At 68.0% G+C, this 18,201-nt stretch carries 14 protein-coding genes; 7 read left to right on the top strand and 7 right to left on the bottom strand.

Annotated features, from left to right (window positions below; translation table 11 throughout):
- Nucleotides 1-14: 14 nt before the first annotated feature.
- The 3 genes from FBZ88_RS01485 to FBZ88_RS01495 are packed head-to-tail and all read right to left on the bottom strand — an operon-like array spanning nt 15 to nt 3,323.
- Entirely contained in the window at nt 15-1,625 is a 1,611-nt protein-coding gene (locus FBZ88_RS01485; protein WP_145615073.1) for a DHA2 family efflux MFS transporter permease subunit, read from the bottom strand.
- The gene (locus FBZ88_RS01490) at nt 1,622-2,767 is read right to left on the bottom strand and encodes an HlyD family secretion protein (protein WP_145615074.1); all 1,146 of its coding nucleotides are present in this window, start codon (nt 2,765-2,767) and stop codon (nt 1,622-1,624) included. The genes FBZ88_RS01485 and FBZ88_RS01490 overlap by 4 nt, the downstream gene beginning before the upstream one ends.
- Nucleotides 2,768-2,780: 13 nt before the next feature.
- Nucleotides 2,781-3,323 (bottom strand): winged helix-turn-helix transcriptional regulator, encoded by a 543-nt coding sequence (locus tag FBZ88_RS01495; RefSeq protein ID WP_145615075.1) that lies wholly within the window; start codon nt 3,321-3,323, stop codon nt 2,781-2,783.
- Nucleotides 3,324-3,451: 128 nt separating this feature from the next.
- On the opposite strand from FBZ88_RS01495, the gene FBZ88_RS01500 reads away from it, so the two are divergent.
- From FBZ88_RS01500 to FBZ88_RS01510, 3 genes are all read left to right on the top strand, one after another.
- Nucleotides 3,452-3,931, top strand: coding sequence for a MaoC family dehydratase (locus tag FBZ88_RS01500; RefSeq protein WP_145615076.1), 480 nt, complete (start codon nt 3,452-3,454; stop codon nt 3,929-3,931).
- A 111-nt stretch (nt 3,932-4,042) separates the two neighbouring features.
- Nucleotides 4,043-4,474: a 6,7-dimethyl-8-ribityllumazine synthase gene (locus FBZ88_RS01505; RefSeq protein WP_244909551.1), complete on the top strand. Its 432-nt coding sequence runs from the start codon at nt 4,043-4,045 to the stop codon at nt 4,472-4,474.
- Nucleotides 4,475-4,604: 130 nt separating this feature from the next.
- Nucleotides 4,605-6,011, top strand: coding sequence for an MFS transporter (locus FBZ88_RS01510; protein ID WP_186464141.1), 1,407 nt, complete (start codon nt 4,605-4,607; stop codon nt 6,009-6,011).
- On the opposite strand, the gene FBZ88_RS01515 is transcribed toward FBZ88_RS01510, so the two are convergent.
- Nucleotides 5,996-6,922 (bottom strand): Gfo/Idh/MocA family protein, encoded by a 927-nt coding sequence (locus tag FBZ88_RS01515; RefSeq protein ID WP_145615077.1) that lies wholly within the window; start codon nt 6,920-6,922, stop codon nt 5,996-5,998. The genes FBZ88_RS01510 and FBZ88_RS01515 overlap by 16 nt on opposite strands.
- A 355-nt stretch (nt 6,923-7,277) precedes the next feature.
- On the opposite strand from FBZ88_RS01515, the gene FBZ88_RS01520 reads away from it, so the two are divergent.
- Nucleotides 7,278-8,027, top strand: a complete 750-nt coding sequence (locus FBZ88_RS01520; protein ID WP_145615078.1) for an SDR family NAD(P)-dependent oxidoreductase — start codon at nt 7,278-7,280, stop codon at nt 8,025-8,027.
- An 82-nt stretch (nt 8,028-8,109) separates the two neighbouring features.
- On the opposite strand, the gene FBZ88_RS01525 is transcribed toward FBZ88_RS01520, so the two are convergent.
- A complete protein-coding gene (locus FBZ88_RS01525; protein WP_145615079.1) occupies nt 8,110-11,166 on the bottom strand; it encodes an ATP-binding protein in 3,057 nt (1,018 codons plus the stop codon).
- A 511-nt stretch (nt 11,167-11,677) separates the two neighbouring features.
- Here FBZ88_RS01525 and FBZ88_RS01530 point away from each other — a divergent pair.
- Nucleotides 11,678-12,313 (top strand): helix-turn-helix domain-containing protein, encoded by a 636-nt coding sequence (locus tag FBZ88_RS01530; RefSeq protein ID WP_145615080.1) that lies wholly within the window; start codon nt 11,678-11,680, stop codon nt 12,311-12,313.
- A 9-nt stretch (nt 12,314-12,322) separates the two neighbouring features.
- Here FBZ88_RS01530 and FBZ88_RS01535 read toward each other — a convergent pair whose 3' ends face one another.
- Nucleotides 12,323-13,288: a GlxA family transcriptional regulator gene (locus tag FBZ88_RS01535; protein ID WP_145615081.1), complete on the bottom strand. Its 966-nt coding sequence runs from the start codon at nt 13,286-13,288 to the stop codon at nt 12,323-12,325.
- A 392-nt stretch (nt 13,289-13,680) separates the two neighbouring features.
- On the opposite strand from FBZ88_RS01535, the gene FBZ88_RS01540 reads away from it, so the two are divergent.
- Entirely contained in the window at nt 13,681-14,322 is a 642-nt protein-coding gene (locus tag FBZ88_RS01540) for a YbhB/YbcL family Raf kinase inhibitor-like protein (RefSeq protein ID WP_145615082.1), read from the top strand.
- Nucleotides 14,323-14,349: 27 nt separating this feature from the next.
- Here FBZ88_RS01540 and FBZ88_RS01545 read toward each other — a convergent pair whose 3' ends face one another.
- Nucleotides 14,350-15,648, bottom strand: a complete 1,299-nt coding sequence (locus FBZ88_RS01545; RefSeq protein ID WP_145615083.1) for an MFS transporter — start codon at nt 15,646-15,648, stop codon at nt 14,350-14,352.
- Nucleotides 15,649-16,056: 408 nt separating this feature from the next.
- Between FBZ88_RS01545 and FBZ88_RS01550 the strand changes: the two genes are divergently transcribed.
- Entirely contained in the window at nt 16,057-18,192 is a 2,136-nt protein-coding gene (locus FBZ88_RS01550) for a TonB-dependent receptor (protein WP_186464142.1), read from the top strand.
- The last annotated feature ends 9 nt before the right edge of the window (nt 18,193-18,201 follow it).

Below are 18,201 nucleotides of genomic sequence, written 5' to 3' on the forward strand. Positions count from 1 at the left end.
CCCAGCCGGGCCCCTCAATGCGCGTCGGCGGAGGGGCCCTTGGGCGGCCCCACCTTGCGCATGGCGGGCACCAGCAGCGTGGCGATGACGAAGCACACCAGGATGACCAGGAAGGCGTCCGCATAGGCCATGGTCTGGGCCTCGCGGTAGGCCAGGGTCCACAGCTGCTTCAGGGCCGCCTCCTGCCCCCGCAGCGCGTCCCCGCCCAGGGTCGCGACGTCCGACGCCGCCACCCTGGCCACCAGCGCGCGCATGGGATCGCTGGCGGGCGTCAGATGTTCGGCCAGGCGTTCGAAGTGCAGGTTGGTGCGGTCGTTCAGGATGGTACCACACACGGCGATGCCGATGGCGCCGCCCAGGTTGCGCATCAGGTTGAACAGGCCCGACGCCTGCTTCAGCCGCGCCGGCGGCAGGCCGCCCAGGGTCAGGGTGACGATGGGCGCCACCGCGAATTGCTGGGAGAAGCCGCGGAAGGCCTGGGGCAGCAGCAGTTCCCGCCAGCCCCAGTCATGGGTGATGGGGGTGAAGTTCCACATGCTGAGGGCGAAGCCGGTCAGCCCCACCATCATCAGCCAGCGCAGGTCCACCCGCTTGGCGAGGATGGTGTAGAGGGGGATGGCGCTGACCTGGAACAGGCCGGTGGAGAACACGGTGAGGCCGATGTCCAGCGCGCTGAACCCCCGCACCCGGCCCAGGAACAGCGGCGTCAGATAGATGGTGGCGAAGATGCCGATGCCGGTGATGAAGGAGAATAGGCAGCCCAGGGCGAAATTGCGGCTTTTCAGCGCCCGCAGATCCACCACCGGGTTGGCATAGGTCAGGCTGCGGACGATGAAGGCGACACCGGCGACGGCCGAGATCCAGGCTGTCAGGCGGATGGTGTCGTCGTCCAGCCAGTCCCAGCGCGGCCCTTCCTCCAGCGTGTATTCCAGGCACCCGAGGAAGATGGCCATCAGCAGCATGCCGGGATAGTCGGCCCCCTTCAGCAACGACCAGTCGGGTTCGTCGATGCGCACCATCAGGGGCACGGCGATGGTGACGAACAGGCCGGGCACCAAGTTGATGAAGAACAGCCAGTGCCAGGAATAATGGTCGGTGATCCAGCCGCCCACGGTCGGCCCCAGGGTGGGCGCCAGCGAGGACAAGGCCCCCACCGTGGCGGCGGCCACCACCACGCGGGGGCCGGCGAAGAAGGCGAAGGCGGAGGTGAAGACCATGGGAATCATGGACCCGCCGAGGAAGCCCTGCAGCGCCCGGAAGGCGATCATGCTCTGGATGTCCCAGGCCCAGCCGCACAGCAGGCTGGTCAGGGTGAAGCCGGCGGCGGAGACGGCGAACAGCCAGCGGGTGGACATGACCCGCGCCAGCCAGCCGGACAGGGGAATGACGATGATCTCGGCGATCAGGTAGCTGGTCTGGACCCAGGCCGTCTCATCCGTGCCGGCCGACAGGCCGCCGCCGATGTCGCGCAGCGAGGCGGAGACGATCTGGATGTCCAGCAGTGCTATGAACATGCCCACGCACATGATGGCGAAGGCGACGATCTTGCCCCGGGGGGAGAGTTCCTTCTTGCGCGGGGCGGCTATCGCCACCCCTGGACCCCCGGCGGCCGTGGCGGCGGTCACGGCGCCGTCTTCCCGGCGGCGGCGACCGCCTTGCCCGGGGTGGCGGCGCCCTCCTTCGTGTTGATGGCGGCGGTGACCGACAGGCCGGGCCGCAGGCTGCCCAGCAGGCTGCCTTCACCATCCAGCAGGATGCGCACGGGCACGCGCTGGACGATCTTGGTGAAGTTGCCGGTGGCGTTCTCCGGCGGCAGCACGCTGAACTGCGCCCCGGTGGCCGGTGCCATGCTGACCACCCGGCCGTGGAACTGGCGGCCCGGCAGCACATCGGCCTCGACCGACACCGGCTGGCCGGCCTTCAGGTCCGCGATCTGGCTTTCCTTGAAGTTCGCATCCACCCACAGCCCCTGCGCCGGCACGATGGCGATCAGCTGCGCGCCGATGGTGGCATAGGCGCCCGGCCGGGCGCTGCGGTTACCGACGGTGCCGTCGATGGGCGCCCGCAGCTCGGTATAGCTGAGGTTCAGTTGCGCGGTGTCGCGGTCGGCGATGGCGCCGGCAAGTGCTGCCTCCGCCTGACGTTTCTGGGTGTCGATGACGTCGATCTGGCGCTGCGCCGCCTGCAGGGTGGCCGTGGCCTTCTCGCCATTCGCCACCGCCTGCTTGTAGGCGGCGTCCGCCTTCTCGAAAGCCTGGATCGAGGCCGCCGCCGTCGCCGACAAGGCGCGGTAGCGGTCCTGGTCATATTTGGCGCGGTCGGTCTCGGCCTTGGCGGCGCCGACGCCGGCCGCGGCCTGGTTGATGACGGCCTGCTGCAGGCGGCGTTGCGCCTCCAGGTTGGCCAGCGTGGCCTCCTGCGCCTCCACCGCCGCGACGGCGCGGGCCAGGGCGGCGCGATAGTCGCGGTCGTCCAGCTTCAGCAGCAGGTCGCCGGCGTGCACCGCCTGGTTGTCGGTCACCGCCACCTGCGCGATGAAGCCGGACACCTTGGGCGCGATCACCGTGACGTCGCCGCCGACATAGGCGTCGTCGGTGCTTTCGATGAAGCGGCCGCTGGTCCACCAATCATAGCCGTAAGCTGCGGCGGCCACGCCCAGGCCGAGGCCCAGGACGGAAAGGAGGAGCGTGCGGCCCAGGCGCCGCGACTTCACCGGGCTGCCGGCAAGCCGGCCGTCCTGCTGCTGTTCATAGGTCTGGCTGGACATGGGATCGCATCCTTCAAGCGGCGGCGCCGGTCGGGGCGTCGGCGGATTCGGTGGGGTTCGGCGTGGGCGTGGTGGCGGGCCAGGTGGGATAGCGCGACTTGGTGCGGGCGTCGGCGGCGGGGCCGGCCACGACACGGAAGGCGGGGTAGGTCAGCGGCCGGCCGGTATGGCGATCGACCAGCATCGGTTCGGCGGGCGCGCCGGTAGCGCTGTCCACCAGCTGAATGGCCGGGCCTTCGGGTGCGAAATGCTGGTTGCCCCAGGCCATGATGGTCCACAGCACGGGGCGGAAGTCCTGGCCGGCAGCCGTCAGCACATATTCATGGCGCAGCGGCCGCGTGCTGTAGGGCCGCTTTTCCAACAGGCCGTCGGCCACCAGCGTCTGCAACCGGCGGGTCAGCATGTTGGGCGCGATACCCAGATTCTTCTGGAACTGGTCGAAACGGCTGGCGCCCAGGAACGCCTCGCGCAAAATCAACATGCTCCACCACTCCCCCACCCGTTCCAGGCTGCGGGCGATGGGGCACTGCGGATTGATCAGGCTGCTATCGTGCATGAGGGCCATCCTTGTGTTACTTTCATAATGAAAGCCACAGGACACCATATAGACCTAGTTACTTTCATAATGCAAGTCACAAAGCCGGCCCACCCGGGCCCAATACCTGCGACGGGAGCAAACCACCCATGTCGGAAACGGCGACCACCCCCTTCACCGCCCCCAAGCTGTACCTGGACGACCTTCAACCCGGTCAGCGCCACGTGACCGGCACACACACGCTGGATGCCCCCGGGATCAAGGCCTTCGCGGCGCAGTTCGACCCCCAGCCCTTCCATCTGGATGAGGAGGCGGCCGGCCGCAGCTTCTTCGGCGGACTGGCGGCCAGTGGCTGGCACACGGCCGCCGTCACCATGCGGCTGATGGTCGATGGCCTGCCCATCGCCGGTGGCGTCATCGGCGCGGGGGCGGACATCACCTGGCCGGCGCCCACCCGGCCCGGCGACATCCTGCAGGCACATTGCGAGATTTTGGAGGTGAAGCCCTCCCGCTCCCGGCCCGACCGGGGGATGATCACCCTGCGGACCGAAACGCGGAACCAGCGGGGCGAGGTGGTGCAGCTGATGACCACCCGGGTGGTGGTGTTCCGTCGGCCTTCGGAAGGCTGAGATGGCGGCGGCGACGCCTTTCCGCCGCCCCTTCTTTTCGCCATAGTGGGCAGCTTTCCCATTGGGCGGATGCCTGACAGCGTCCGCGCCCCTCTTCAGGAGTAGTATCCCGTGCCCAAGAAAAGCGGAGTCGCCATCGTCGTCGGCTCCTTCCACAAGAATGAATGCGAGACGATGCTGGCCGCCGCCGCCGGGGCCATCAAGGAGCGCGGCATGACGCTGCGCGCCGTGGTGCGCGTGCCGGGGTCCTATGAAAAGCCGCTGGCCACCAAGCGCCTGCTGCAGCGCGACGACGTCGATGCCGTGGTGGTGCTGGGCATCATCGAGCATGGCGAGACGGCGCACGGCCGCGTCATGGGCCAGTCGGTCAGCGACGCCCTGGTCAACATGCAGCTGGAATTCATGAAGCCCATCGGCGTGGGCATCATCGGCCCCGAAGTCTTCCCCACCCAGATCCAGCCCCGCCTGGTGGGACACGCCGTGGCCGCCGTGGCCGCCGTGGAGGTCATGCTGATCGGCGCCGAATCCCCCTACGAGGTCTGATCATCCCAGCCCGCCGCCCTGGCTTGGCCGGGGCGGCGGCATGGCACGCCAGCGCTTTCGGCGCGCCTGGACAGGGCCGACTTCGACTATCCCGGAAGCGGATCGATGACCGGAAGCCTGGGATAGGCCGATGACCGCAGACGTGATGGATGCCCCCAAGCCGACGCAGACCGACGGCCTGCCCGACCGTCCCCGGTTCTGGGCCATGGCCGCCATCCTGACGGCGGTGGGCATGGCCACGCTGGACACGGCCATCGCCAACACCGCCCTGCCCACCATCGCCGGCGATTTCCACGCCACGGCCGCCGATTCCGTTTGGGTGGTGAACGCCTATCAACTGGCGGTGGCCGCCGCCGTGCTGCCGCTGGCCTCGCTGGGCGACCTTCTGGGGCAAAAGCGCGTCTACCTGGCGGGCCTTGCCCTGTTCGCCCTGTCGTCGCTGGCCTGCGGGTTGTCCCCCACCCTGCCCCTGCTGGAAGTGGCGCGTGTGGTGCAGGGCCTGGGCGCCGCCGCCATCATGAGCGTCAACATCGCGCTGATCCGCCACATCTATCCCGCCCGCATCATGGGCCGGGGGTTCGGCCGCAACGCCCTGGCCGTCGCCATTTCCTTCGCCATTGGGCCCACCGTCACCTCAACCATCCTGTCGGTGGCGACCTGGCACTGGCTGTTCCTGGTGAACGTGCCGTTCTGCCTGCTGGCCTTGGGCTTGGCCACCGTCACCCTGCCCGCCATCCCGCCCCTGGGCCACCGCTTCGATGGCGTGGCGGCGTTGCTGACCGCCGGCCTGTTCGCCCTGCTGGTGTTGGGGATGGGCGAGGCGGCGCATGCGGCGTCCTGGCCGCAGGTGGCGGTGGAGCTGGCGGGGGCCGCCCTGTGCGGCTTCCTGCTGCTGCGCCGGCAGCGGGGTCACCCCGCCCCTATGCTGGCCATCGACCTGTTCCGCAACCGGACCTTCGCCCTGTCGGCCCTGACATCCGTCTGCACCTTCATCGCGCAAGGGCTGGCCTTCGTCGCCCTGCCCTTCCTGTTCCAATCGGTCATGGGCCGGACGGCGGTGGAAACGGGGCTGCTGATCACGCCCTGGTCGGTGGTGGTGGCGGTGATGGCCCCCATCGCCGGCAAGCTGTCCGACCGCTATCCCGCCGGCATCCTGGGCGGCCTCGGCCTGGCCATGCTGTGCCTGGGCATGGCGCTGGTGGCGCTGATGCCGTCCCATCCGTCCAGCCTGGACATCGCCTGGCGCCTGGGCGTCTGCGGCGCCGGCTTCGGCTTTTTCCAGTCGCCCAACCTGAAGGCCATCATGAGCAGCGCCCCCCTGCACCGCAGCGGCGGGGCCAGCGGCATCGTCGCCACCGCCCGCCTACTGGGCCAATCGACCGGCGCCGCCCTGACGGCCGCCTGCTTCGGCCTGCTGGCTAATCATGACCTGACCTATGGCGCCACGCTGGCCCTGTGGCTGGGCGCCTTCGCCGCCGGGGCCGCCAGCGTCGCCAGCTTCCTGCGCCTGACGGTGAAGCCTCAGCCGGCGGCCTGAACCTGCTGGACCACCGTCTCACACAGGCGGTGGGTTTCCAGCGCGTCGCGGGCGCTCAAGACGCGGCCGGCGCGCAGAGCGCCCAGGAAATGGTCCACCGTCTGGCGGATGCCGCGCTGGTCCGACACGGGCGTCCAGTCGCCCCGCCGGGTGCTGGTGTGGGTGCCGGCCTCGGCGATGTGGATGTCGGCCATGTCGACGACGCGATGGCGCAGGGCCTGGCCGTCACGCCCCATGCCCGACACCTCCAGCACCTCCTCATTCACACCGGCCACGCGGTTCATGGTGCCGATGGCGGTGCAGGCCGTGGCGCCGTCGCCCCCTGCAAGGGTCAGCACCACATGATGCAGCAGGCCGTCCCGCACGCGGGCGTCCACCCGCAGGTCACGCACCGGCGCCGGCATGAGGAAGCGCAGCGTGTCCACGACATGGATGAAGTCATCGAACACCACCGTGCGCGGCGCGTCGGCCAAATCCACGCGATGCTTCTGCATCAGCACCAGGTCCCTAGGGGCCGCCGCCAGGGCGGCATAGGCTGGAGCGTGGCGGCGGTTGAACCCGACCATGAGACTGACGCCGCGCGCCTCCGCCAATTCCACCAGCCGCTCGGCGGCGGCGGCGGTATCGGCCAGCGGCTTGTCGACATAGGTGGGGATGCCCGCTGTCAACAGCCGGGTCACCAGTTCCTCATGCGCCGCCGTCGCGGCATGAACGAAGGCGGCGTCCAGTCCATCGCGCAGCAGGGCGCCCAGATCGCTGTGGGCGTGGGCCACGCGCCAGTCGGCGGCGATGGCATGCACCTTGGCCGCATTGCGGGACATCAGCGACAGGGTTACGTCACCGCGCGCGGCCAGGACCGGCAGGTAGGCCTTGCGGGCGATATCCCCCAAACCGATCATCGCGACACGCATGCATCCCCCAGTAGTCTCTGGACGTCCGGCGGGAACCTTAGCGCCAGGCGGGCTGAAAAAACCAGCCGCCGCCGGACATGATGCCGCACGCAGTTTCAAATTAGAGGGTGAATCGTACAATCGGCGGCGGCGGAACAGCGGCACCCTGCGCCGTAAAACGGCCCCCGGGCGGGGACCTGACTGATGGGAGCCCCAGCGTTCATGGATACCGATTTCCACCATGGGAAAATACCCTGCTGGACCGGTTTCGCCCCGTCATCCCGCCTGCACGGCCCAATCCTGAAAACAGGAACATTCCGGAAGGCCCGGCTCGCGCACCTTCCGCGACACTCCCTCAATCCCGGAAATGGCAGGCATGACGAAGAAATTGGCGGGCAAGGTGGCCCTGGTCACCGGCGGCTCGCGCGGCATCGGGGCCGCGACCGCGAAAGCCTTGGCCGGCGCGGGGGCGGACGTGGCGATCAGCTACCTAGCCTCATCCACCCTGGCCGACACCGTGGTGCGGGACATACGGGCGGGCGGTGCCCGCGCGGCGGCGTTCAAGGTGGACCAGGCCAACCCACGCGAGGTCGAAGGACTAGTCCGCAGTGTGGTGGCCCAGTTCGGCCGTCTGGACATCCTGGTGAACAACGCCGGCATGTTCGCCACCGGTGACGTGGACGATCCCGACTGCGACATCGAGGCGCTGACCCGGCAGTACGCCGTGAATTTGGCCGGGGTGGTCACCGCCATCCGGGCGGCGTCGCGGGTGTTGGCGGACAACGGACGGATCATCGCGGTGGGCGCTTGCGTGGCGGCCCGCGTGGGCTTTCCCAGCCTGGCCGATTATACCGCCGCCAAGGCGGCCGTGGCCGGCTATTGCAAGGGTGCCGCCCGTGATTTGGCCCCCCGGGGCATCACCGTGAACGTGGTGCAGCCCGGGTCCATCGACACCGACCTTAATCCCGCCAACGGACCCTTCGCGTCCGTGCAGGCCGCGATGAACGCCTTCGGGCGCTATGGCCGGCCCGAAGAGGTGGCGGCCGGCATCCTTTTCCTGGCGAGCCCCGACGCTTCCTTCGTCACAGGCTCGGTCCTGACCATAGATGGCGGCTACGGGGCTTGACGCCCCTTTCGTGTCCTCGGGCGCCAGTAAAGTGCCCTGGCGGCCCGGATGTTCCCAACACCCGATTATAGAGGCCGCTCGCTTAGCAGGCCACGCCCGGAAAGGGAATGACCTCCCCATCCCGCCCCTCGCGCACCGGCAGGGGCCGGAGGGGACCGGGGGCGCCATTCAACAAGCCGGATGCCAGCGGGCAGGCCATGTCCTGCACCAGGGTCACCATGAGGTCGCGGGCGGCCACCAAATCGGCGGTCAGGAATCCCTCGGTGAAGCGGCCATGGACGCCCTGCACCAGCGCGTGGGCGTCGGCGGACCGGCCCTGGCTGCGCCAAAGCCGCGCCAGGCTGAGGGTTGCGCGCAACTCCCACGACAGGGCCTCCTGCTGTCGCGCCCAGGCCCTCGCGTCGTGGAAATGGGCCTCCGCCGCCTGGGCGGCGCCCAAGCGTACCGCTCTGGAACCGTCCTCCCGCAAGAGCAGCTCACCCTTGATGCGCAGCAGTTCGGGCATGGCCCAGTGGATGCCGCGCGTCTCCGACCGGCTCAGCGCCTGATCGATGACCTGCAGCCCCTCGCGCGCCTGGCCGGCCTGGCCCAAGGCATCCGCCCACTCGCCCAGATAGCCGATGTAACGCAGGGCGAAGTTTATCGCCTCCAGGTCCGCCATCGCGGCGCGCATCCCGGCCAGGCCGGCCGCGCGCTCACCCCGCAGTGCCTGCAGCCGATGCTTGAAATAGCGGCCCATCACCGCCCACGGTCCCAGGCCATGACGGGTGGCCTGGTCCTGCAGCAGCCCGACATAACGATCGGCCGCGGCCAAATCCCCCACCAGCAGGGACACCTGGCAGGCAGCGGTGGACAGGACGTACCCCAGCGTCAGGGCATGGTCCAGCAGTTGCGCCTCCTCCACCGCCGTGGCCACCATGGCCGCCGCCTGGTCGGGAAAGCCCTGGACCCACAGGATGAAGGAGAGAGGCACGCACGCCGCAACCCGCTGGTCGTACTGGTATCGCACCAGGTGACCGCGATGATTGGGTCGGACATAGCGGCGCAGCCCATCCTCGATGTGGCGCCGGCCGGCGGCATGATCACCAATCAGATGCAGGGCGAAGCCCCGTATGCGATCCGCCGCGATCAGATCCACCGGGTCGGCCGACCGTACCGCCACGGCGCGAAACTGCTCGGAAATCTCCAGCGCCTGGCTGTAGCGGCCCTCATTGAAGATCTCGACGTACAGGCCCCACAGGGCGCGCAGCTGATAGTCGATGTTGTCCAGATGGCGCGCCAGGGTTAGCGCCTGGCCCAGCACCGCACGGATTTCCGGCCCCGGCCCCTTGGTATAGATCAGCGACAGGCCCAGGGCCGCCAGCAGGCGCAGCATCCGTTCCGCATCCGGGCCTGGCACCAGCTCCGCCGGCGACGACGGCGGCACAATGTCCAGTGCGCGGCGCACCGCCTCGCGGCATTCATTCATCAGCGACAGCTGCATCCACAGCGGCACGGCCGCGGCGGTGAGGGAAAGGCCCAGGCTGGCGTCCCCCTCCGGCCCGAAAGCCCAGATCAGGGCGGCGCGCAAATTGTCGATCTGCCGGCCGTAGACCTCCAGCCATTCCGCCGTGGGCCGGTGATCCCATTCCTGTTCCGCCCGTACCAGCAGATCGCGGTGGCATTCGGCATGCCGACGCAGCAGACGAGGCAGCTCTCCGCTTTCCATCAGCTTTTCCAGGGCATAGGCCCGGGTCATCTCCAGCAACTTATAGTGGACATAGTTACCACTAACATCCGCGATCAAGAGCGACTTGGCCACGAGGTTCGACAACGCCACCAGAATGTCGGTCTGGCTGAGCAGCGTGTCGCATGCCACGATCGCGGCGGATTCCATGGTGAAGCCACCGGCGAAAACCGCCAGACGATGCAGCACCGTCCGCTCCGCCACAGGCAGCAGTTCATAGCTCCAGTCCAGCATGGCGCGCAGCGTCTGGTGCCGGGGCAAGGCAGTGCGACGGCCCCGCACCAGCAGGGCGAAGCGGTCATTCAAACGGGTGGCCAAGCCGCGCAACCCGAACAGGTCCAGGCGGGCGGCCGCCAGTTCGATGGCCAGCGGGATGCCGTCCAGGCCACGGCAGATCTCGGACACCAGCGGCACGTCGGCATCAGCGAAGGTGAAGGTGTCGACACAGGCCGCGGCCCGCTCAACGAACAGGGCCACGGCGGAATAGCCCAAGGCCTGGGCGGCATCAATGGAGGCCGTCACCGGCGGGGTTTCCAGCGAGGCCAGGCGCTGCACCCATTCCCCCTCCGCCCGCAGGGGCTCGCGGCTGGTGGCCAGGATGTGGACGCCCGGGGCGCCCCGCAGCACGGTCTCGGCCAGCACCGCCGCCGTTCCCACCACATGCTCGCAATTATCCAGGATCAGCAGCAGGTTCCTGTCCTGCAAAATGGTGCCCAGGTCGGCGATGCGGTCGACCGAGATGCCCAGAGCCCCGGCCAGCACGCTGGCCGCCAGCGTGGCGTCGCCCAGGGTGGCATCCGTCACCGGCGCAAAATCCACAAAGCGCGCGCCATCGGCATAGCCGGCCGCGACCGCTTCGGCCAGGGCCAGCGCCACCGTCGTCTTGCCGATGCCGCCCGGCCCGACAAGGGTGACGAAGCGACGGGCGGGCAGCTGTTCAGACAGGGTGCGGACAAGGGCTTCCCGCCCCACGACGCGGGTCAGCCGGACGGGCAGGTTATGCCCCGCCAAGTCCCCGCCGCTGCCGCCGGGCGCGGGCGGCGGCGCCAAGACCGGTTCCGGCACCCCGTCCAAGCGCGTCACCGGCGCCACGAAGCAATAGCCCCGTCCGGGAACATTGGCGATGTAGCGGGCGCCATCGCGGCCCTCGCCCAGGGCCTTGCGCAGGGCGGCGATGTTGACCCGCAGGTTGGCGTCATCGACATAGGTGTCGGGCCAGACATTGGCCACCAGATCGTCCTTGGCCACCACCTGGCCCGCGCGTTCCGCCAGAACGATCAGGATGTCCAAGGCCCTGCTGCCAAGGCGCAGCGGCACGTCACCGTCCAACAGGATCTTGCGACCCGGCGAAAGACGGAAAGGGCCGAACGTGAGCAGCCGTTCGCAGCCTGAACCAACCGTCGTATCGGTCATGCCACGCCCCCCACGATCCCACCCCCTTTGCGCCGGGGACCCATCGCCAGGTCCCCGACAAAATGGCGATATCTGCCGCAACCCGGCTTACGGCGCCTCAATGCCAATGAAACTCGCCAAGAAATCCCGTCACGGGCAGAGATGCCCAGGGGAACAGGAACACCAGGCGGAACCGTTGGAACATACGGCCGTATTCCTTCAGACGCGACGAGAGGAATGCCGGCCGCCCCGCCGCCAGCGAACGAAATGATGCTGGCGCATGAGGTCGCGGCAGGCAATCCTCCTAGAGGCAATACCCCATCGAGACAGCCAGATTTTAAAAAATCCCGCAGTTTTCGCCTATTCGCGTCGTCTCCATGTCCATTTCGTTACTAGTGGAGCGCCGGTTGACGGCAACTTACAACAAATTACAGCACTTAATTCGCCATCACGGCGGGCTGACGGCAGACTTCCCCCCATCGTAAGGACAGCCTTCCGCGGGGTGCGGGGGCACCCATGACGGGGGGCAGCCATGATGGACGCAGGCCAAGGGAACATCGAAACGCCGGCCGCCACTGACACGCAGTGGATCGCCGCGATGGTGGTGAAGCTGCTGGACGACGCCGGCGACATCCTGGACAGCGACCGCGACGCGGCGCGCGCCTGCATCGCGCGTGCCGCCGCCTTCCTGCGGGGAGAGGCCGCCCCAGCCGCCAGCCGCACGAATGGGCCCCAGCGAGAGGCCGAGGGTTTCCCGCCCGCCGTCCCGGCGCAACCAGCGACCACCGAGCCCTTGCGCGGCGGTCTGGCCCCCTGGCAGATACGCCGGGTGATCAGCCATATCGACGCCAATCTGGCTGGCGCCATCCGCATGGACGACTGCGCCACCGTCACGCGGCTCAGCACCCGCTATTTCTCGCGCGCGTTCAAGAGCAGCTTCGGCGTGCCGCCGCACACCTATGTGGTGCAGCGCCGCATCCAGCAGGCGCAGCACCTGATGCTGACCACCCAGGAACCGCTGTGTCAGATCGCGCTTGCCTGCGGCCTGTGCGACCAGGCCCATTTTTCCAAGCTGTTCCGCCGGGTCGTGGGCCTCAGCCCCAGCACCTGGCGGCGGCAGTGGCGCGACGCCCCGCTGGAACCGGCTTATCAAACCGAGGCGGCCTGATCCACGTCCCTACAGGGGGATGGGCTGGAAGCTGGCGCGGTACTGGCTGGGCGTCATGCCCATGTTCTTGACGAACACCAGGCGCATGCGGTTGGCGCTGCCGAATCCGCTATGGAAGGCGACCGTCTTCAGGGGAAGGTCGCCGCCCTCCAGCAGGTTACGGGCGGCGTCCACGCGCGCCCGCTCCACAAATTCGGCAGGCGTCACTTTGGCCTGCTGCACGAAAACGCGGGCGAAGTTGCGCGCGCTCATGCCCGCCACCTCGGCCATGCTGGCCACCGTATGCTCCCGCGCCACATGCTGCATGACATGGGTCTGCACGCGCGCGATGGGGGAACCGTCATCCGCCGGCAGCGTGAGATAGGGGCTGAACTGCGACTGGCCGCCCTGGCGCTGCGCCACGACCACCAGGCGCTTCGCCGTCGCCAGCGAAATGGCGGCCCCATGATCCTCCGCCACCAGGGCCAGGCACAAGTCGATGCCGGCGGTAACGCCGGCCGAGGTCACCAGCGGACCGTCCCGCAGGTAGATGCGGTCCAGCTCAACCCGGGCAGTGGGAAAGCGCTCCGCCAACGCTGGCGCGTTCTGCCAATGGGTGGTGGCGGCGCGGCCGTCCAGCAGGCCGGCGGCCCCCACCACGAAGGCGCCGGTGCAGATGGAGCCGTAGCGCCGGCAACGGGGCGCCGCCGCGCGCAGCCAGTCCACCAGCCCGGGGTCCACCGGCCCCCTGGGCAGATCCGGGCCGCCCGCCACCAGCAGGGTGTCGAAACGATCGGCCACCGGATCGATGATCCGGTGGGCCGCCAGCAACAAGCCGTTGGAGGCGCGCACCGGGCCGGCCGCCGTGCCCAGCACGGTCAGGGCGTAGCGATCCTGCGGTGGCAGGAAGCCGTTGGCTTCCGCGAAGACGTCCAGCGGGCCCGCCACGTCCAGGGCCTGGACACCGGGAAAGATGGCGATGGCGACGGTACGCACGGGAGGACCCCCGACTTCTGGTTCGATGGCTGGGACCTTGGCGGAAGAGACATTTATCTTGGCAGGAAACAACGCATTGGTGCAATGACTGCCAGAACCGGAAAGGCAGGGCGCGCCGCCACCGCCCCTGGCACCTGCCGTCAGTCGTGGGGGAGGCCTTGATTCGCACGCCGTTTACAACATTTCACTGCACACCGGCCCCGAAACCGCGCCACCATTGTGTCCCAAAGAGTTTTTCCCACGGGGCTGGGCGCCGCCGCAGCGCTTGTGAAGCGCGGGTATTCGGCCGTGGCGGGTGCTTCCGCTGCTCGGCCTAATTGGCCAAAAGATTGAAAACATCTTGAGTTTTGCACGTAAAATCAGGGCATATTGCTGGGGTGAGAAAGGACCCCATGCAGATCACCAGCAACAGCTTCCGTGATGGCGGCCGCCTGCCCGATGCCTGCGCCTACGCCGTCACTTCCAGCATCGGCCGTGTCCGGCCGGGACCCAACCGCAATCCCCATGTGGCGTGGAGCGACCCGCCGGCGGGGACGCGGTCCTTCGTGCTGACCGTCCACAGTCCCGACGCCCCGCACCGCTGGAACGACGCCAACCGGGAGGGCAGGACCCTGTCACCCGACCTGCCCCGCGTGCCCTTCTATCACTGGATCCTGATCGATCTGCCCGCCCGGACGCGGGAGGTGAAGGAGGGCCGGCACAGCGCCGGTATCACCAACCGCGGCAAGCAAGGCCCCTCGGCGCCGGAACCGGCGGGCGCCCGCCACGGCCTGAACGACTTCACCATCCTGTTCCTGGAGGACAGGGCGCGGACCGGCGACTATTACGGCTACGATGGTCCCTGCCCGCCGTGGAACGACAGCATCTTCCATCGGTACATCTTCACCATCCATGCCCTGGACATTCCCCGTCTGCCGGTGGTGGGGCCCATCAACGGCACCTCCACCCTGCTGGCTATGACGGGGCATGTTTTGGAGCGGGCCAGCATCGTGGGCGGTTATTCCCTGAACCCGGCCTTGCTGGGCGCCAGTTGACACCGGTCACCTTGGGACGCCGCCCCCTCAGGGGCCCGGCGTCTCCACCGCCACGCCGGCCGCCCGGCCCCGCAGCGGATACAACGCCGCCAGGCTGATGAGGGCGGCACCAGCCAAATAGGCGCCGACATAGGGCAGCCCGCCCGACTGGGCCAGGGACTGCGCCAGCACGGGCGCGATGCCGCCGCCCAGGATGCCGCCCAGGTTGAAGGTCATGGACGTGCCGGTGTACCGCACCCGCGCCGGGAACAGGCTGGGCAGCCAGGCCCCCAGCGGACCGTAGACGAAGCCCATGACCAGCAGCGCCAGGCACAGGAACAGGCCGACGACGGTCAGCGAGCCGCTGGCCATCATCGGGGCCAGGGCCAGGCCCACCAGCGCCGTCATGACGCAGCCGGCCATCAATACCCGCCGGGGCGAAGCCAGGTCCGCCCACCAGCCGGCCGCGATGATGCCCACGGCCAGGAACAGGATGGCGCCCAACTGCACCCCCAGGAAGGCCGTACGGCTGTAGCCCAGGGTGGTGGTGCCATAGCCCAGGGCGAAGGCGGTGGCGAGGTAGAACAGGGCGAAGCAGGCGATGGCGGCGAAGGTGCCGCCCAAGGTCTGGCGGGGGAAGTCGCGCGCCACCTCGGCCAGCGGCACGGCGGGCGGCGGCCCCTCCTCCAGGGCCTTGGCGAAGGCCGGCGTCTCCGTCAGCTTCAGACGCACCCACAGGCCCAGCAGCACCAGCACGGCGCTGCCTAGGAACGGCAGGCGCCAGCCCCAGTCATGGAACTGGATCGGCGTCAGAAACTCCCCCAGCAGCAGGAACAGCCCATTGGCGGCGATGAACCCCACCGGCGCGCCGATCTGCGGGAACATGCCGTACCGGGCGCGGTGGCTGGGCGGCGCGTTCTCCACCGCCAGCAGGACGGCCCCGCCCCACTCCCCACCCAGGCCGAAGCCCTGGCCGAAGCGCAGGACGCACAGCAGGAAGGGGGCGAGCCAGCCGATGCTGTCATAGGTGGGCAGCAGGCCGATCAGCACCGTCGATCCGCCCATCAACAGCAACGAGGCCACCAGCGTGGACTTGCGCCCGATGCGGTCGCCGAAGTGGCCAAAGACGATGGAGCCCAGCGGCCGCGCCAGGAAGGCGATGCCGAAACTGCCATAGGCGGCCATCAATTGGGCGGAGGGCGACGCAACGGGGAAGAACAGCGGCCCGAAGACCAGCGAGGCGGCGGTGGCGTAGATGTAGAAGTCATAGAACTCCACCGCCGTGCCCACCAGGCTGGCGACAAGGATGCGCGCCGAAGACGGGGTACCGCCCGCTGCGTTTGACATTTTATTTCAACCCCGATTTTCAACCGTTCTTATCCGTTCCTTGGGGTATGGCGGGCGAGCGTCATGAGGTCAAGGCCAAGTCCCGAGATACTCCCCCCCACGGGGGCCATTGACACAAGTTATGAAATATAACAGTGTTGGCCAAGCACGGTTCGTAGAAAGCCGGCGGGGAGGATACCAAGCATGACTCCAGCACCAGACCGCGTCCGCATCGTCGAAGGACCCGCCCCACGTTATGGCGGCCGACACCGTATCGGCACCGCGCAGCTTTAAAGCACCGCCTGTACCCAAACACCAAAACGTCGGCGCCCCCGGGCAATCCGGAGGCCGCCCAATAAAATCCGAGGGAGGCATCACAAAATGGTAAAGGTTACTTTACAGGCTACTTCCGCAGCGATGGCGACGGCCATGGCTTTATGCCTGTCTGCATCCGCCCTGGCGCAATCAGCCCCTCAACCGGCAAGCGACACGCTGCAGGAAATCGTGGTGACGGCCGAACGGCGCACCGAGAACCTGCAGAACGTGGCCATCGCCGCCATGGCCATCAGTGGCGACAAGCTGGCCGACAAGGCCGTGACACGCCTGTCGGACCTCCAGTTCGCCTCGCCCGCCCTGACGGTGACGGACGCTGGCCTGACCCAGTCGGTCAACATCCGCGGCATCGGCCTGGCCAGCGGATCGCCTCAGGTGGCCAACGGCGTTGCCACCTATATCGACGGCCTGTTCCAGCCGCCCATCGTCACCACCAACAGCTTCTACGACATCGCCAATGTCGAGGTGCTGCGCGGCCCCCAGGGCACGCTGGTGGGGTCGAACTCCACCGGCGGCGCCATGTTCATCACCAGCAAAAGCCCCGAGCTGGATCGGGTGGAGGGCTATGGCGAGGTCGCCTACGGCAACTACGCCACCGTGGCGACGCAGGGCGCCATCAACATCCCCCTCACCGACACGCTGGCGATCCGCGTGGCGGCCAACCATCGCGAGCACGACAGCTATTATGACGACGTCGGCCCCTATCACAACCAGCCCGGCGGCCTGAACGAGACGGACGGGCGGCTGGGCGTGCTGTGGCACCCCGGCGCCTTCCAGGCCCTGCTGAAGGTGGAGGCGGCGAACAAGAACACGGGCGGTTACGCCTACCGTCCCATTCAGGGCACCCAGTATGCCGATGACGCCGTGCCCGGCATCCGCAACCTGGACTACAACGCGCCCACGCAGAATTCCGAACGCGCCATCATCAACAGCCTGGAACTGCGCTATGAGTTCGAGGATGGCATCACCGTGCGGTCGTTGAGCGGCTTCCAGAACAAGCGTATCAACAACCTGTACGACAGCGACGCCACCACCGCCGCGACCCAGACCGAACAACAATATGTGCGCGAACGGGAATGGACGGAGGAGGTCAACATCCTCTCCCCCACCGACGGCGCCTTCAACTGGATCGTCGGCGGCTATTACCAGCGCAACAAGATCGATGTCGACATCCTGAACGAAGACGCGGGCTTCCCTACCAATATCGGCACCAAGAACAACAAGCTGACCACCGGCGTCTTCGCCCAGGGCGGCTACAAGATTACACCGGACCTGGAACTGCAGGTGGGCGCGCGGGAAAGCTGGTTTCATGTCACCGGCGACGGCGGCGTCTATATCGGTCGGGGCATTCCGGGCTTCCCCGGCAATGGCCTGAAGGTGGCCGACACAGCCGGCCGGCACGACGACAGCATGCCCACGGGCAAGGTGGCGCTGAACTGGAAACCTGACGCCGACACCCTGTTTTACGCCTTCGCCGCGCGTGGCTACAAACCGGGCGGCTTCAACTCCTCCACCTCCCAATTCGCCCCGGAAACGGTATGGGATTATGAGGTGGGCTGGAAGACTACCCTGCTGAACGGCCACCTGCGCACGCAGTTAGGTGCCTTCTATAACGACTACAAGGGCTTCCAGTTCGGCCGCATCGACCTGACCAATGGCCAGAACGGCGTGACCAACCTGTCGGACGCGACCATCAAAGGCATCGAGGGCCAGGTGCAGGCCAAATACGGCGGCTTTGGCGCGGATGCCGGCTTCGCCTATGTCGACAGCCAACTGGGTTCCGTCACCGTGGTCAATTTGCGCCAGCTCCCCTCCGGCACCCTGGGGCCGCAATGCCCCGCCGGCACGGCCAGCAACCCGCCCACCTGTTTCGACTACACCAGCTATCTGCGCACGGGCGGCGGCGGGCCCAACCTGTTCTCGCCCAAATGGACCGGCAATGCCGGCGTCGACTACACCATCGATCTGCCGGGCGGCATGACCCTGACACCCCGCCTGAACATCGCCTATGTCGGGCCCAGCTATACCGACATCCTCTATTCCCGCGTGACCGACTACTTGGCCGCCCGCACCCTGCTGTCCGCCCTGGTCACGCTACGGTCCGGGGACTGGACGGTGGAGGCCTACGGCACCAACCTGACCGACCGGAAGTATGTCACCGGCCAGTCCGGCAACAACGAGTTCTATGGCGCGCCGCGTGAATACGGCCTGCGCCTGCATGTCGAGTTCTGACGGAGAACA

This window comes from Nitrospirillum bahiense, from assembly GCF_007828025.1.
In the GTDB taxonomy this organism is placed as follows: domain Bacteria; phylum Pseudomonadota; class Alphaproteobacteria; order Azospirillales; family Azospirillaceae; genus Nitrospirillum; species Nitrospirillum amazonense.